12 protein-coding genes and 1 pseudogene are annotated in these 15,408 nt (G+C 65.0%); 6 read left to right on the forward strand and 7 right to left on the reverse strand.

What is annotated here, in order from left to right; genetic code table 11:
• Window positions 1-38 precede the first annotated feature (38 nt).
• Both DRF71_RS04790 and mazG read right to left on the reverse strand, forming a co-directional pair.
• Window positions 39-1,178, reverse strand: a complete 1,140-nt coding sequence (locus DRF71_RS04790) for a Hint domain-containing protein (RefSeq protein ID WP_112309362.1) — start codon at window positions 1,176-1,178, stop codon at window positions 39-41.
• A gap of 220 nt (window positions 1,179-1,398) precedes the next feature.
• Window positions 1,399-2,247: a nucleoside triphosphate pyrophosphohydrolase gene (gene mazG / locus DRF71_RS04795; protein WP_112309363.1), complete on the reverse strand. Its 849-nt coding sequence runs from the start codon at window positions 2,245-2,247 to the stop codon at window positions 1,399-1,401.
• Between the two features lie 82 nt (window positions 2,248-2,329).
• Here mazG and DRF71_RS04800 point away from each other — a divergent pair, with 82 nt between their 5' ends.
• The 6 genes and pseudogenes from DRF71_RS04800 to DRF71_RS29355 form a co-directional block, all read left to right on the forward strand.
• Window positions 2,330-3,499 (forward strand): M20 aminoacylase family protein, encoded by a 1,170-nt coding sequence (locus DRF71_RS04800; RefSeq protein WP_112309990.1) that lies wholly within the window; start codon window positions 2,330-2,332, stop codon window positions 3,497-3,499.
• A gap of 60 nt (window positions 3,500-3,559) precedes the next feature.
• The gene (locus DRF71_RS04805) at window positions 3,560-3,976 is read left to right on the forward strand and encodes a DUF6636 domain-containing protein (RefSeq protein WP_157970928.1); all 417 of its coding nucleotides are present in this window, start codon (window positions 3,560-3,562) and stop codon (window positions 3,974-3,976) included.
• A 108-nt stretch (window positions 3,977-4,084) separates the two neighbouring features.
• Window positions 4,085-5,047, forward strand: a complete 963-nt coding sequence (locus tag DRF71_RS04810; protein ID WP_112309365.1) for a hypothetical protein — start codon at window positions 4,085-4,087, stop codon at window positions 5,045-5,047.
• A gap of 31 nt (window positions 5,048-5,078) precedes the next feature.
• Window positions 5,079-6,161, forward strand: coding sequence for a peptide chain release factor 1 (gene prfA, locus DRF71_RS04815; RefSeq protein ID WP_112309366.1), 1,083 nt, complete (start codon window positions 5,079-5,081; stop codon window positions 6,159-6,161).
• Window positions 6,158-7,033, forward strand: a complete 876-nt coding sequence (gene prmC, locus DRF71_RS04820) for a peptide chain release factor N(5)-glutamine methyltransferase (RefSeq protein WP_112309367.1) — start codon at window positions 6,158-6,160, stop codon at window positions 7,031-7,033. Before prfA ends, prmC begins: the two co-directional genes overlap by 4 nt.
• A gap of 310 nt (window positions 7,034-7,343) precedes the next feature.
• Window positions 7,344-7,596 (forward strand): annotated as a pseudogene (locus DRF71_RS29355) (DUF4167 domain-containing protein); the annotation flags it as partial.
• A gap of 856 nt (window positions 7,597-8,452) precedes the next feature.
• On the opposite strand, the gene rsmA reads toward DRF71_RS29355, so the two are convergent.
• From rsmA to lptF, 5 genes are all read right to left on the reverse strand, one after another.
• Window positions 8,453-9,295 carry a 16S rRNA (adenine(1518)-N(6)/adenine(1519)-N(6))-dimethyltransferase RsmA gene (rsmA, locus tag DRF71_RS04830; RefSeq protein ID WP_112309369.1) on the reverse strand — a complete coding sequence of 281 codons (843 nt, stop codon included), beginning with the start codon at window positions 9,293-9,295 and terminating at the stop codon, window positions 8,453-8,455.
• Between the two features lie 92 nt (window positions 9,296-9,387).
• On the reverse strand, window positions 9,388-10,659 hold the full coding sequence (locus DRF71_RS04835) for a peptidylprolyl isomerase (protein ID WP_112309370.1): 1,272 nt from the start codon (window positions 10,657-10,659) through the stop codon (window positions 9,388-9,390).
• A 147-nt stretch (window positions 10,660-10,806) separates the two neighbouring features.
• Complete coding sequence (locus DRF71_RS04840) at window positions 10,807-12,987, reverse strand: LPS-assembly protein LptD (protein ID WP_112309371.1); 2,181 nt, start codon at window positions 12,985-12,987, stop codon at window positions 10,807-10,809.
• Between the two features lies 1 nt (window position 12,988).
• Window positions 12,989-14,086, reverse strand: coding sequence for an LPS export ABC transporter permease LptG (gene lptG, locus DRF71_RS04845; protein ID WP_112309372.1), 1,098 nt, complete (start codon window positions 14,084-14,086; stop codon window positions 12,989-12,991).
• A complete protein-coding gene (gene lptF / locus DRF71_RS04850; protein ID WP_112309991.1) occupies window positions 14,083-15,219 on the reverse strand; it encodes an LPS export ABC transporter permease LptF in 1,137 nt (378 codons plus the stop codon). Before lptF ends, lptG begins: the two co-directional genes overlap by 4 nt.
• Between the last annotated feature and the right edge of the window lie 189 nt (window positions 15,220-15,408).

Raw genomic sequence — 15,408 nt, forward strand, 5'->3', positions numbered from 1 at the left:
GAGCTTAGCCATTCCCGGACCCGGGTGCGAGAGGGGCGTCAGACGATATAGCCAGGCCGGCTCGTCTCGTCACCCGCTGCCCTGCCGGTTAAAGCCTGCCGGCATTCCTGATGCCGCCGCGCCAGCAGCCGTGCCACGCGACCGCTGAGCACATGGGTCGCAGGCATCACATCCTCGCCTCCGGGCAGTTCGGGCAGCAGCAACTCGAGCTCTGCCCTGGCGTCGGGGCTGAGCGATTTCATCGCCTCCTGCGCGGGAAGCAGGGTTTCACAGGCGGCGCCTTCGGCAAAGACGATCTCGTGCTGGTCGCAGAGGAAGTGGACATAGATCACGTCGCCCTGGGGGGTGCAGCGGGTGATGCCGGGCAGGCCAAGCAGATGGCAGGCAGGCACCAGCGCCTCGCTCGCGCCGCAAAGATCGCGCAGATGCTGCGAGGCGATGAGGATCCGGTGCTGCTGAGAAACGTAAAGATCGCGGGTCGGCAGCCCCTGGCCAAGCGCGCCGGTCCCGATCCGGATCGGGCGCAGGCGTTCATCCCCGATCTGCCGCGCCTGGCTGATCCGCTGCGCGCCCAGCCAGCGCAGCCGGGCGATACCCTCGCGGGTCATCACCTCATCCCCCGGGGACAGCCGCTCGACCCTGATCTCGCCCTGCGGGGTGGCGATACGGGTCCCGGCCAGAAAACAGACCGTGCCTCCGTCATGCAGGTCGGTATAGGGCACCTGACCGATGTAATCGCCATTGCTGAAGGTGAAGGAATCCCCCGGGCCCACCGGGATCGTGAACGCATAATAATAGGGGCCGACCTGGCTCATCCCGGAGCCGTAATCGCCCGGGGTGGTGCTGTCATAGATGCGCAGCATATAGGCCTTGCCGGTCTCACCCGTGGTGGTGTTGGTCACGTCGAAGACATAGACCGATTGCACCACATGGCCATCAACGCCGAGCGAATCGATATCTCCCTGGAGCAGCTGGCCAGAGCTGTCCCAGCTTTCATTGTCCCGGATGAAGCCGATCGTGCCATCATTCTCGATGCCGTTTTCATCATCGAGAACACCGTCATCATCGCTGACCGCCATGGTGCGGGGCGTGCCGCCATTGGTAAAGGAGCCCTCATTCCAGCTCTGGTCCTGCAGGCCGATATCTCGGTTGGATATAACAGTGAACTTGTGAATCATTCGGGGCACCGGAACTGGTCATGGGGCGCAGAGCGGGGGTTCTGTCCGGAACAGGATCAGGGAAATTCCCTGGGGAACTGTTTAAATCTTGCGGCCAGTCCGGGTATGGGATGGCTGGAAGGCCGATATTTCAGCGCAGATTTTTGAAAATTCCAGCCAATTTATAACCAGCCAGCGGGGGGATGAAGGACAGGCCGCCGACCTTTGGCCGAAGGGGGCGTCACGGTGCGCGGCGCTTTTCTTCGGCTTTCGCGCGGTTCCACAGCGCGTCCATTTCCGCCAGATCCGACTGTGCCGGGCTGCGGCCCTCTTCGGCCAGCCAGTCCTCGATCCGGTTGAAGCGGCGGGTGAATTTCTGATTGGCGGCCCTGAGCGCCGCCTCGGGATCGACCTTCAGATGCCGCGCCAGATTGGCCATGACAAAGAAGAGATCGCCCATTTCCTCGGCCAGCTCTGCCTCGCCCAGCCTGTCGCGCGCCTCGACCACTTCGGCGGCCTCCTCGGTGATCTTGGCCAGAACATCCGCCGCGCCGGGCCAGTCAAAGCCCACCCGCGCCGCGCGGTTTTGCAGCTTCACCGCCCTGGACAGCGCCGGCAGCGCCATGGCAACCCCGTCAAGCACCCGGGCCGGGCCGCGCTCTTTCGCCTTCAGCTCCTCCCAGTCGATGCGCTGCTGCGCCACCGATTTGTCGCGGCCCTCGCCCCCGAAAACATGCGGATGGCGCGAGACCATTTTGTCGGAAATGCCCCGGATCACGGCGCTCAGATCAAAACGCCCGGCCTCTTCCGCCATACGGGCATGGAAGACCACCTGCAAAAGCAGATCGCCCAGCTCGCCCCGCAATTCGTCCCAGGCCTCGCGTTCGATGGCATCGACCACCTCATGCGCCTCTTCGAGGCAATAGCGCGCGATTGAGGCGGAGGTCTGCTCCACATCCCAGGGGCAGCCGGTCTCCGGGTCGCGCAGCCGCGCCATGATTTCGCTCAGCCGTGCCAGGTCGCCCGAGCGCAGGCCGACATCATTTACCAAAGCATCGCTTTCAGCGCGGTCAAGGCGGGTTACGGACATTGCGAAGCTCCGGTTTGGGTCACATTATACGGGCGATGAATCGGCCCCTCCGGGTCGCAGTTTTATGAGGAAAGCCGTCGAGATGCCCGTTCTGAACCGTATCGCCTCTTATGCCGGGGAAATGAAGGGCTGGCGTCGGCATATCCACGCCCGGCCCGAGCTGGAATTCGACTGCCATGAGACGGCAGCCTATATCACCCAGCGGCTGCGCGAATTCGGCGTGGATGCGATCCATGAGGGAATTGCGAAATCCGGCGTGGTGGCGATCATCGAGGGCAAGGGTCCGGGTCCGGTGATCGGGCTGCGCGCCGATATGGATGCGCTGCCGATCACGGAACTGACCGGGGCAGACCATGCCTCGATGGTGCCGGGCAAGATGCATGCCTGCGGCCATGACGGCCATGTGGCGATGTTGCTGGGCGCGGCGAAATACCTGGCGGAGACGCGGAATTTCTCGGGCAGCGTGGCGCTGATGTTCCAGCCGGCCGAAGAAGATGGCGGCGGCGGCGAGGTGATGGTGAAAGAGGGGGTGATGGACCGTTTCAACATCTCCCGCGTCTTCGGCATCCATAATGCGCCGAACCTCGCGCTTGGCCATTTCCAGACCACGCCGGGGCCGATCATGGCCTCGGTCGATACGGCCTGGGTGACGGTGACCGGCCTTGGCGGCCATGCCGCGACGCCGCATGAATGCGTTGATCCGGTGGTGGCGATTGTCGCCATGGTGCAGGCGGTGCAGACCATTATCCCGAGGAATGTCTATGCGCTGGATGAGGCGGTGATCTCGGTTACCATGATCCATGTCGGCTCTGCCTCGAACATCATCCCCGAAAGCGGCACCTTCGCCGCCACGATCCGCGCCTTCCGTCCGGATGTGCGTGAACTGCTGAAAAAGCGCTTCCATGAGATCGTGGCCGGCACGGCGGCGGCTTTCAATGTCAAGGCCGAGGTCAATTACGAATGGGGCTACCCCGCCACCATCAATGACGAGAAAGAGACCGAATTCGCCGCCGGTGTGGCGCGCGAGATTTCCGGCACAGCGGCGGTGAATGACCATTCGCATCGCGAGATGGGGTCCGAGGATTTCTCTTATATGCTTGAGGCGCGGCCGGGGGCCTATCTCTTCCTTGGCATCGGGCCGGGGGCGGGGCTGCATCACCCGGCCTATGATTTCAACGACGAGGCTGCGCCGATCGGGGCCAGCTTCCTCGCCCGTCTTGTCGAGCGCGCGCAGCCGGTTGCCGGCGGCTGAGTCCGCTTTCCCGGCCGAACAAACCGGCGCAACAAAACGGCCCGACAGAGGAGTATGCGGATGAGACACTTCCTTTTGGCGATCCTTGTTGCCGGCGCTCCGGCGGGGCAGGCGATGGCTGTCGATCAGAGCGGTGGCTTTCGCAGCCCCTCGGATAATATCCACTGCTACTACGACGATTTCAGCGGCACGCTCTGGCTGCGCTGCGATATGTTGGAAGGGGTGCAGACCTATACCGCGCGGCCCGGGGGCTGCGATTTCGACTGGGGCCTGTCCTTCGTGATCGGCGAGACCGGGCCGGCAGAGCTGACCTGCCATGGCGATACCGTCCAGGATCCGGCGAATCCGATCCTGTCCTATGGGTCGGAACTGGTGATCGACGGCATCTCCTGCCGGTCCGAGAAAACCGGCATGACCTGCCGCAATTCCGATGGGCACGGCTTCAGCCTCGCGCGGGCCGGGCAAAAGATGTTCTGAAACCGGAACCCACCCGGGGGCGCCCCGGCAAGTCTGGCAATTTTCCGCTGACCAGCCTAGGGTTCCGCCCGGAACTGTCAGGATGGGACATCCGGAATGCGGGGGCCTATGGGATCGGGACAAAAGGGCAGTGCCGGCTGGCAGCTGGTGCTGGTGATCTGGGGCGAAAAATACGGCGCCAGCGATGTGAACGGCCTTGTCGCGGCGTTGCGCGACAGGGATACGGGGCCGGCGCGGATCTCGCTGGTTACCGACCGGCCGCGCCCGGGGCTGGCCGATGGAATCACCGAACTCGCCTTCCCGCCGGAATTCCTGCAACCGGCCTGGATGCGCGGCGGTTGCCAGGCCAAGCTGGCAATGTTTCGCGAGGGGCTGCTGCAAGGCGATCTGCCGGCGATCTACCTGGACCTCGACACCGTGGTGATGGGGGATCTCTCGCCGCTGATCACGCGCCGGCGCAGCGAAGGCGAAATCTCGATCCTGCAAAGCGCAGTGCTGCCCTTTGGCGCCTTCGCGCGGCTTTTGTACCGGCTGAGCGGCGGCAGACGCTATGCGCGCGGCAACAGCTCGGTCGTGGTCTGGCAACCGGGGCAATGCGACTACATCGCCCGGCGTTTTCTGGAGCTGGCCGCCGGCACCCCCGATTTCCACAACACGCCGATGCGGGCGGATGAGCGCTTTATCTCCTGGGTGGCCCAGCCGGTGATGCGGGCGGTGCCGCGCGATATGGTGGTGAAATTCCCGACCGAATTCATGTTCCCCTGGCTCTGGCTGGGGCGGGTCTATGGCGCCTTGCCCTGGGTGCGGCAAAGACGGGCAGGGCTTGCGGCGATCACGCTGCCCGGGGTCGAGGTCAAGGCCGAGGTGCTGGCAGAGCTGCCCGATGGCAGCGAGGTGCTCGACCGCAAGGGGCGCCGCATGATCTGGTCCGACGCCTGGATCGGGCCGGTCCGCCGCCGCCTGACCGAGGCGATCCGCATCGCCGCCGGCCGAAGCGATTCCGCTCACCGGGCCGGGGACGCGTCTTTGCCCGCGCCAGATGCCGCATCAGATGCACCCGCACCCCCTTGACCCGCGCCCGCGCGCGCGGCAGGGGTTAGACATGCTGCCTCCCATCCTGCCCGCCACCACCCTGCCTCAGGACAAACTCGCCCGCATCACCGAACGCTTCGGCTATGTCGAGGCGCGGCTGAATGCCGGCGCTGCGGCCGCCGAGATCGTTGCGCTAAGCCGGGAATATTCCGATCTGAAACCGGTCGTGGCCGGGATCGAGGCCTGGACCCGCGCCCGTGCCGATCTTGCCGATGCCGAACTGATGCTTGCTGACCCTGAGATGCGGGCGCTGGCCGAAGAGGAACTGCCCCGCCTGCGCGCGGCCTTGCCCGAGATGGAGCATCAGCTGCGCCTCGCTCTTTTGCCGAAAGACGCCGCCGATGCGCGCCCGGCGATCCTGGAGATCCGCCCCGGCACCGGCGGCGAGGAGGCGAGCCTTTTCGCCGGCGACCTTGCCCGCATGTATCAGCGCTATGCCGAGGGGCAGGGCTGGCGGTTCGAGGTGCTGGAAAGCCAGACATCGGACCTTGGCGGCGTGAAGGAATTCACCGCCCATATCCAGGGCGAGGGCGTCTATGCGAAACTGAAATACGAATCCGGCGTGCACCGGGTGCAGCGTGTGCCTGAGACCGAGGCCGGCGGGCGTATCCATACCTCGGCCGCCACCGTCGCCGTGCTGCCCGAGGCGGAAGAGGTCGATATCGACATCCCCACCTCGGCTATCCGGATTGACACCATGCGCGCCTCGGGCGCCGGCGGCCAGCATGTCAACACCACCGACTCGGCGGTCAGGATTACCCATTTGCCCACCGGAATCATCGTCACCTCTTCCGAGAAATCGCAGCACCAGAACCGCGCCAATGCGATGGCGGTGCTGCGCGCGCGACTCTTCGAGATCGAGCGCGACCGGCTGGCCCGCGAGCGCGCGGCAGAACGCAAATCGCAGGTCGGCTCCGGCGACCGCTCGGAACGCATCCGCACCTATAATTTCCCGCAAGGGCGGATGACCGATCACCGGATCAACCTGACCCTCTACGCGCTGAACCAGATCATGCAGGGCGATCTTGCCGAGGTGATCGAGGCGCTGAGCACCCATGACCAGGCCGCCAGGCTGGCCGAGGCCGGGACATGAACCCGCCAGAAGGTCCCTCCGAACGCCCATCCGGGGGGCGCAGCGCGAAACAGGCGCTGGTGGCCGCGCTTGCGCGGCTGCGCGAGGCCGGGATCGAGGATGCGCCCCGCGATGCGCGGCTTTTGCTGGCCTTTGCCATGGGAGTGCCGGCTGCGCGGCTGACGCTGCATATTTCCGATCCACTGGATGCGAGGGCCGAGGCCCGCTTTGCCGCCGCCATCGCGGCGCGGGCAGCCCGCCAGCCGGTTTCACAGATTATCGGTGAGCGGCTCTTTTATGGCCGCAGCTTCATCGTGACGAAAGACACGCTGGACCCGCGCCCCGAGACCGAGATCCTGATCACCCAGGCGCTGCGCCAGCCATATTCGCGGGTGCTGGATCTTGGCACCGGGACGGGGGCGATTCTGCTGACCCTGCTGGCCGAGAGGCCGGCGGCCTCCGGGATCGGGGCCGATCTCTCGGGCGCCGCGCTGGCGGTTGCCAAGGGCAATGCCGTGGCGATGGGCCTCGACGGCCGGGCGGCTTTTACGGAAACCAGCTGGTTCCAGGGGATCGCCGGGCCCTTCGATCTGATCGTCTCGAACCCGCCTTACATCACGCTTGAGGCCATGGCGGATCTGGCCCCCGAGGTCCGCGACCACGAGCCGCATCTGGCGCTGACCGATTTCGGCGACGGGCTCAGCGCCTACCGCGCCATCGCCGCAGGCGCGCCTGACGCGCTGGTCCCCGAGGGGCGCCTGATCGTCGAAACCGGCTGGGATCAGGGCAGGGCGGTCGCCGCGATCTTTGCCGCAGCTGGCCTTAAAAATATAGACATAATACAGGATTTTGACGGTCGCGACCGGGTGGTCAGCGCCATCCGCCCCGCCTGAACCGGGGTTCGCCGGACATCGTTCTGCCACGCCACGCAGGGGCCCGCACATGGCCCCAAGCCCATTGAACCCGACAAATGCGCAACTATATCCGAATTCGCTGCAAAAACCCTGTGGATGACCGCTTTTCCCGGCAGAATCAGCTTGCCAGACTGCGGCTCCCATGGTTTAGCAGATTCATGCGGTGGATCTGGCGCTGACAGTTCTCTTCTGACTGTGCCCTTCCCGCAAAACCGATCCCGCCCCTGCATTTCCCGTCGCATAAAGCGATACGATGGGGGCCATGGTGATCCCTGGATATTAGGCAAAGATGCGCTCTTCCAAGAAACGCTCGCGTTCCAATCAGAACCGCCCGCGCTCGCTCGGCAATATCGTCAACCGTGTGTTCGATTCGTCGGGACCAGAGGGCAAGGTGCGGGGAACGCCGCAACAGATTATCGAAAAATACCAGACGCTGGCACGGGATGCACAGCTGTCCAATGACCGCGTGGCGGCTGAGAATTTCCTCCAGCATGCCGAGCATTACACCCGCATGCTGGCCGAAGCGCAGCGTGAGCTTGCAGTCGAGCAAGAGACCCGCCAGCAGCACTATCAACAGAACGGCAATCAGAATTCCGGTGGCCAGAACGGAAACCAGAACGGCAACCAGAATGGGGGCCAGAACGGCAACCAGAATGGTGGCAATCGCGACTATCGCGAACGCGGCGAGCGGAATGAGCGCACTGACCGGGGCGACCGCTTTGAGCGCAATGACGGTCGGAACGAGAGCCGCGGCGAGGGTCGGAATGAGGGCCGGAATGAGGGTCGCAACGAGCCGCGCGGCGAGCGCGCCCCGCGCGAAGAGACGCGGCAACCCGAGGTCACCGATGTGATTGATTTCGGTTCCGATAGCAGCGGCCTTGTGGATCTGCCTGAAAGTGGCCGGTCTGCAGCGGTCGTCGGGGCTCCGGATATGGATGCCGGGCGCGATGCAGCCGACAGCGCCGATGAGACGCCGCTTTTCGCCTCGGCCCGTAAATCCGGCGAAGATCCCGCCGCCGCGCCCCGCACTGATGGCGAAGCCCGGCCGCCCCGCGCGCCGCGCAGCCCGCGCGGTGAAAAGAATGCCGGAAAATCCGAGCGCCCGGCCAATACCAGGACGCCGCGCGGCAATAGCCGTCGGGATGGCGGTGAGACTGCGGATGGCCCGAATCCGGCTGCAGCTTCTGAAGCACTGACCACCGAAACCCGGGCCACAGAAACCCCGGTCGAGGGCGCAAAGCCCCGCCGCGTCAGCCGTCCGCGCAAAGCCGCCGCCGGCCCGGATACGCCCGAAGCGGCTGAGTAAAACCAACTCGGTTACGGCTGCAAAAGACCGCTCCAGGGCGGTCTTTTTCTTTTGGGAGATGCCCTGTCGGTCAGAGAGGCCCGAGCCGGGTTTCAGCCCGCCGCGATAGTGCGGGCCAGGGCGCAAAACGCCTCCAGCCCGATCTCCTCGGCCCGCGCAGTCGGGGGGATTCCAACCGCCTGCAGCCGCGCCTCGATATCGGGCGCCAGCCCCTTCAGCGAGGAGCGCAACATCTTGCGGCGCTGGTTGAAGGCCATCGCGGTCACCCGGTTCAGCACCTTGCCATCGGCCGGAAATCGCGGCTCCTCCAGCCGGGTCAGATGCACCACTGCCGAATGCACCTTCGGCGCCGGAGTAAAGGCCTCGGGCGGCAGCGTCATCACGATCCGTGCATCCGTCCGCCAGCCCGCCAGCAACGCAAGCCGCCCGTAATGATCCGAGCCAGGCTTCGCCACGATCCGCTCGGCCACTTCCTTCTGGAACATCAGGGTCAGGCTCTGCCAGAAGGGCGGCCAGGCCGGCGGCGACAGCCAGCGGATCAGCAATTCCGTCCCGACATTATAGGGCAGGTTCGCCACGATCTTTATCGGTGGTGTCAGATGCGCGGCCACATCCAGCTCCAGCGCATCGCCATGCAACACCGTCAGCCGCCCGGGATAGGCCTCAGCGATTTCGGCCAGCGCCGGCAGGGCCCGCGCATCCTTTTCCACCGCGACCACATGGCGCGCGCCCTCGGCCAAAAGCCCGCGCGTCAGCCCGCCGGGGCCTGGTCCCACCTCCAGAATATCCGAGCCGCTCAGATCCCCGGCCGCGCGTGCAATCTTTGCGGTCAGGTTCAGATCCAGCAGAAAATTCTGCCCCAGCTGCTTTTTCGCAACCAGTTCATGCGCCCGGATCACATCGCGCAGCGGCGGCAGCCCGTCAATCGTCGCCAAAGCCCCGCTCCTGTCTTCACCTTGATCTAAATACTCCGGGGGTCCGGGGGCTGGCCCCCGGCTCCGCGCCGGCAGACACTCCGGTCAATGCCTCACGGCTGGCGGATCAGCGCCGCATGACGCAGCTCTTCGAGATAATTTTCCGACAGACCGTCCAGCTTCTGGTTCATCAGGATCTCTTTCACCCTCTCGCGATTGGGCGGGGTCTCGGAGACCGGCTCACGCTTGCACAGCATGATCACCCGGCGCCAGCCATCGCCGCGCGCATGCGAGACGAATTCCCCCTGATCCAGCTTTGCCAGCTCGATCGCGATTTCGGGCGAGATTTCCGAGGCATTCTGAGTGCGGATCGTCAGGTTATCGGCCGGCAGATCCTCGGCCAGCTTGTAGAGGTCATTGCAGACATCCGAGCCCGCGCTGACCCGCACCAGCTCTTCCATCGAATCCGGGATCAGCAGATCGGCCCATTCCACCCTGACGCTGATCGGCTCGGCCTTTTCATCCATCGCGATTGCCCGCAGCTGGAAGAGCACAATCGCCCCCGGCACGGTGATCGGGGTCGAGGTCTGGCCCGGCGCCAGCGCCAGCAGTTGTGAGGAAATCGTCGGCGGCAGGTTCGAAAGCTGCAACCAGTCCGGCACCCGCCCGCCACCCGGCGCGGTGGGCGCGGCAGAGTACTGGCGCGCCGCCGAGGCGAAGGCGCCCTCGGTCTTCACCTCACCCGAGAGACGCTCGGCCAGTGCCATCGCCTCGGCCTCACGCCCGGGTTCGGCGGGGATCACCAGTTCCGAGACCTGTACCTTCATCGCACGCGGCCGCGTCGCGGCTTCGAGGAATCTGTCGACCTCGGCTTCCGAAGCCGGCACACGGCCGGAGAAACGGTCCCGCACGATCTTGCGCCAGACCGCGCCGGCCTGGACGAAATCGCGATAGGTCTCGGACGAGACGCCGGCCTTGGCCAGTTCGGCGATCAGTTGTTCTGCCGTGAGATTGGCGCGGCCGGCGAATTCTTCCAGCCCCTGGGTCAGCTCTTCCGGCGTCAGCTTGACCCCAAGGCGCTTTGCCTCGCTCATCCGCAGCCGGTCGTCGATCAGCGATTTGACCGCCTCGGTCTCGGGATCGCCCGGCGCATTCAGGATCTGCATGAAGCGCGCGCGCTGCGTCACCTCATATTCGGTGATCACCTGTTCGTTCACATAGACCCTGGGCGCGAACAGGTTCTGCGCCAGCGCGGGCGGTGCGAAGACCATCGTTGCAGCCATTGGCACCAGCAGCGGCGCGGCCATCAGCCCGCCCATCAGCAGCGCCAGCACCGATTTATTGATCAGCGCTTTGCCGCGCGGGTTTTTCTCAGCTTTTGCCATCTGTCCGACCGCCTGCCCGTAGTCTCTTGTCTGCCTGGCACGGGGGGCGCGCCTGGCTCTGTGTCTGCTATGCCTGCCATCCCGCAGGCCCGCGCGCAAGCCCCGCCGGCCTGACCCACCCTGTCCCGGCGACGGTTTGCGTGGTTCCTAGTAGCAGCGCCGCGAAGGCCCCGCCGTCTTGCCGCTGCCAAAGCCGATCAGATCGACCGAAAGACCGAAGGAGGTGGTGGGCGTCACACTATCCGACGAGGTGAATCGGCGCGAGAGGGAAACATCCACCACCACACATTCATTGCGGTATTCAAAGCCAAGCCCGGCAATCGTGCCCCGGGTCTGGTCAAAATCGTAGCGCCCTTCGGCCTTGGCGGCGAGGGCAGGGTTCACCCGCCAGACCGCGTCAAAGGTCAGCTCGCGTGTCGGGTCGGGTCGGTTTTCCTCGGGATCCTCGACAGCCCAGAGCGCGGAAGAGGACAGAGTCAGCCACTCATTCGCGGCACTCAGCCGGATCTCGGCCTTGCTCAGTTCCAGATCATTGTCGAAAACGGTGCGGCCGGTGGCGGAAATTCCGTTGGGCAGCCCCAGGGTCGCCGCCAGCAGCCAGTCGGAATTCAGCCCGCCAAGGCCCGAGCCGGGGCTGAAGCTGTCGCTGTCATTGCGGCGGAACACCTTGCCCAGGGTGAAAGCGGCATTCCAGCCCGCCGGGTCATAGCGCGTCCAGGTCAGGCCGACATTGGCGCGGCTGGACTGCTCGATCGCATCGGCACCGGGAAAGCGGTCCAGCGCATAGATATTGCCCTCATCGAATTCGACCAGCACCGAATCCTCATTCGGCAGGCCAGAGCGGTCGCGGGTGGCACCGATCAGCTGGATCACCGGCTCGATCACATGGGTGGCGCCCGAGGCGGTGGCCTTGACCCAGGGCCAGCGCAATTCGACACCTGCCGCCGCATGGGAACGGGTATAGCGCCCGGCATAGGTCGCATCCTGGCGCAGGCGGTAAGCATCGACCTGGGCCTCGCCCAAAAGCGTGGTGACAAAGCCCGCATCGGCAACAAAGCTGCGCCGCCAGTCAAAGCGCGCTGACAGACGGCTCACATCGCGGCCATCTGCGATGCCATCCGCTTTGGCCGGATCAAGGCTGTCATAGGGGTTCGACGAGGTGCGGTAATGCGAATGCCATTGCAGCCGGAAACCGCCCATGCCCCCCAATGGCCCCAGCGAGAACCGCCGGTGGAAGGTCAGATCGGTGGCCAGCGCCGGCAGGGTGTCATTGTCCTCATCATCCCTGAGCGACTGGAAACTGACCATCCTCGCGGAAAAGAAGCCGTTCCGGCGCACCCGGCTGATCTCGGCCCGGCTGTCCAGCCGGTCGGCATTGGAATAGCCGTAATCCAGCAGGTAGGCATTGTCCGAGGTGGTCTGGATGTCGAAGGTCAGACGGAAATCCTCGGGCAGCAGAAAGCCGCCCCGGGCGCGGAACCAGCCGCGTGTCGGATCATCTGTCAGCTTGTCGCGGGTGATTGCGCCTTCCAGCTGGATCGCGCCGGTGCGGAAGGACTGGCGGTAGCGCAGTTCCAGCGTCTTGCTGTCGCGGGTGGTGACATAGGGCGTCACCGTGAGGTCGCGGGATTCCCCCAGTGTGATGAAATACGGGAGTTTCAGCCCGGTCCCGAGGCTGGAGGTGGTGCGCAGCCTTGGCGCCAGAAAGCCGCTGGCGCGTTCGCGGGTCGGGTCGGGCAACCGCAGGCGCGGGATATAGGCCACCGGCATGCCGGCGATGCGGAACTGCGCGTTCTCGAAAAAGATCATCCGCGCTTCATTGTCATGGATGACCCGTTTCGCCCGGATCTCCCACAAGGGCGTCGGATGGCGGGCGCAGACCTTGCAGCTTGAGGCCACCACATTCGACATCGCCGAATAGCGCCCGCCGATCCGGGCGATATTGCCGGCGGCCAGCTGCAGCTGGCGGTCCAGCACCACGCGGGCACTTTTCAACAGCCCCTCGGTCATATCGGCGGAAAGCTCGGCCTGCGAGGCAAGGATCAGCACGCGGCCCTCGGCATCGGTCAGGCTCAGCGGCCCTTCGATCAGCAGCTGATCGGTCGATTTGTCATAGGTCACGCGGGTGGCGGAAAGCCGGTAGCCGTTTTGCAGCACCTCGACCTTGCCCGAGGCGACGAGACGATTCTCGTCCAGGATCTCCAGCCGGTCGGAAATCAGCGTGGCGCGGCTGTCTGTCGCCTGCGCAAAAACCGGTGCGGTCAGCAGGGGCGCGGTCGAGCATAACAACGAGACGGCAAGCGTTGCGATCAGGCGGCGTAACCGCATATCAGCCGTCCTCCAGATGCAACAAAAGACCAAGTGCCAGCATCACCGCCGCAAGCGGTGGGCTCCACGCTGCCAGAGATACCGGAATCTGGCCACTGTCGCCAAGGGCCTGCGCGAAATTCCGCAGGAAGAACAGCGCGAAACCCGCAAGGATGGCGTAAAGCACACGGATACCGGTCTTGCCGGCCCGGGTATGGCGCATGGTGAAACCGGCCGCGACCAGCACCATCGCGGTCAGCAGCAGCGGCTGCGCCAGCTCCATCTGGAACCAGAGCCGATAGGCGCGGGCGGAAAAACCCGCCTGTTCCAGCCCGCCGATATAAGAGGGCAATTGCCAGATCGGCACCGCTGACGGGGTGCCGAAACTGTCGCGGATGCGTTCCGGTGTGAGGTCAGAGGGCAGGCGGGTGCCGTCGGGCCAGGACTGCACCGACAGCTCGGGGTTGCCCGCGTTCAGGTTCCAGACCTTCGCCCCCGACAGGATCCAGGCGCCCTGGACCAGCCTGGCGCCGGTGGCCTCGATCCGCGTGACCGGGATGCCCTCTTCGCCAAAGGTCAGAAAGGTCACCAGCGTCAGCTCGGTGCCGTCGAAATTGGCGCGGCCGGCCTGGATCACCGTCTGGCCATAGCTGCCGCCCTGGCGCAGCCAGAGCCCGGCATCGGACACTGACAGGACCGAACTGCCATCGGCGGCATAGCGGGCCGAGAGGTCGTCATAGGCGCGCGACGTCGCCGCAACCAGCGGATTCAGCACCGCCACCGCCAGCAAGCCGATCAGCGTTGCCACCACCACCGGCGTTGCCAGAAACCGCATCCCCGAGCGCCCTGCGGCGCGCACCACCACCAGCTCGGACGAGCGCGCCAGCGACAGGAACAGCGCGATCGAGCCCATTACGAAGATCAGCGGCAGGATGCGGTAAAGCGTCTCGGGCACGTTCAGAAGCGAGAGGTGGAAAGCATCCCCAAGCCCGGCGCCCTTGCCCGAGAATTTGCGCAGCTGCTCGATCATGTCGATCAGCATGAGAATGCCGAAAAACACCAGGAAGACCTGGCCCACGGTCATCGCGAAACGCCGCGCAATATAGAAAGACAGCGTCATGCCGCACCTCCGGCTTCGGCTTTCGGCCTGCGGATGCGGCGCGGGCGGCCCGCGATCCACAACATTACCATCGACAGCGCCACGCCAAGCGCCGGCGCGGCATAGACCAGCGGCCAACGGTTTTCCGAGCGCAATGCCGCGCCCGATCCGGCGGTATTGACCAGTTGCAACAGGATGATCAGCAGCACCGCAAGCCCGATCTGGCGCCAGAGGCCAAAGCGCGAATAGCCCCCCAGCATCAGCGCGGCAAAGCCCAGAAGCGGCGCGGCCAGGCCCAGCAGGGCGGTGGCGATACGGCCATGGCCTTCCTCCAGCAGCTTTGCCCGGCTCTCGCCGGTTTCGGCCTGGATTTCCGGGCCGGCGATCAGAAGATCCGGCGTCGGCACCTCGCGCAGATTGCGCAGGCTGGCGGCTTTGGCCCCGACGATTCCCGCCATGTCGAGGGTGAAATCGGAAAACCGCGTCACCGAAAGCCGCGCCTGACCATCGCGCGTCACATTCTGCGCCATCCCGTCCAGCATCACGAGCCGCGGCCCATCCTCGCCCCGCACGATCAGCGCCTGGCGGGCGGTATAGGTGACGCGCTCATACGGGTCGCGGTCATCGGCGAGGAAGATATCGTTCAACTCGCCCAGCTGGCTGATCTCGCGGATATAGAGCGTGATTCCGGCGGCGGGATGCATGAAGCGCCCCTCATTGAGAAAGCGGGCGGTGACGTTTTCCGAAATCTCGGCCGAGCGTTCCGCCAGCCGGGCCTGGCTTTTCGGCACGAGAAAATTCGTCAGCACCATCTGCATCGCGAAAACACAGATGCCGAAAAAAAGTACCGGCCGTGCAAGGCGAAAGGCCGAGAAGCCCGTCGCCTGCATCACCACCAGTTCCGATTCCTGCATCAGCCGGTTCACCGCATAAAGGCAGGCGGCAAAGGCCGAGACCGGCAGCACGAGGCGGATCACATTGGGCAGCGTCAGCAGCGAGAATTCGACAAAGACCAGCGCCGTCTGACCATCTCCGATCAACTGGTCAAACAGGCCCACCGCCCGGTTGACCCAATAGACAGCCACCAGCACCAAGCTGAAAAAGCCGAACAGGGCCAGAAGCTGGGACAGCAGATAGCGGTCGAATTTCGACAGGTTCGGCAAGGGAGATCCCGGGGCTCGCAATCTGCTGGCGCCTGGGCCGGCAGGGGTACGGATGTTTCGGCGCCGACCCTAGCCGATAACACCGGCAGGGAAAACTCATATCTGGTCAAGTGCTGCCACGGGGGATAGCCTTGCGCGAAAGCAGGGTACGGCCGGGTTCGGGCCGCGCGCCTTTGCTTT

The sequence above is a fragment of the Pseudogemmobacter bohemicus genome (assembly GCF_003290025.1).
Taxonomy (GTDB): domain Bacteria; phylum Pseudomonadota; class Alphaproteobacteria; order Rhodobacterales; family Rhodobacteraceae; genus Pseudogemmobacter; species Pseudogemmobacter bohemicus.

What these genes read in the sequence shown, in the direction of transcription:
- prfA (WP_112309366.1), top strand. Translation starts at nt 5,079, where the DNA reads ATGCTGCCTCCCATCCTGCCCGCCACCACCCTGCCTCAGGACAAACTC.
- DRF71_RS04835 (WP_112309370.1), bottom strand. Translation starts at nt 10,659, where the DNA reads ATGGCAAAAGCTGAGAAAAACCCGCGCGGCAAAGCGCTGATCAATAAA.
- DRF71_RS04840 (WP_112309371.1), bottom strand. Translation starts at nt 12,987, where the DNA reads ATGCGGTTACGCCGCCTGATCGCAACGCTTGCCGTCTCGTTGTTATGC.
- DRF71_RS04810 (WP_112309365.1), top strand. Translation starts at nt 4,085, where the DNA reads ATGGGATCGGGACAAAAGGGCAGTGCCGGCTGGCAGCTGGTGCTGGTG.
- lptG (WP_112309372.1), bottom strand. Translation starts at nt 14,086, where the DNA reads ATGACGCTGTCTTTCTATATTGCGCGGCGTTTCGCGATGACCGTGGGC.
- DRF71_RS04805 (WP_157970928.1), top strand. Translation starts at nt 3,560, where the DNA reads ATGAGACACTTCCTTTTGGCGATCCTTGTTGCCGGCGCTCCGGCGGGG.
- DRF71_RS04790 (WP_112309362.1), bottom strand. Translation starts at nt 1,178, where the DNA reads ATGATTCACAAGTTCACTGTTATATCCAACCGAGATATCGGCCTGCAG.
- mazG (WP_112309363.1), bottom strand. Translation starts at nt 2,247, where the DNA reads ATGTCCGTAACCCGCCTTGACCGCGCTGAAAGCGATGCTTTGGTAAAT.
- DRF71_RS04800 (WP_112309990.1), top strand. Translation starts at nt 2,330, where the DNA reads ATGCCCGTTCTGAACCGTATCGCCTCTTATGCCGGGGAAATGAAGGGC.
- prmC (WP_112309367.1), top strand. Translation starts at nt 6,158, where the DNA reads ATGAACCCGCCAGAAGGTCCCTCCGAACGCCCATCCGGGGGGCGCAGC.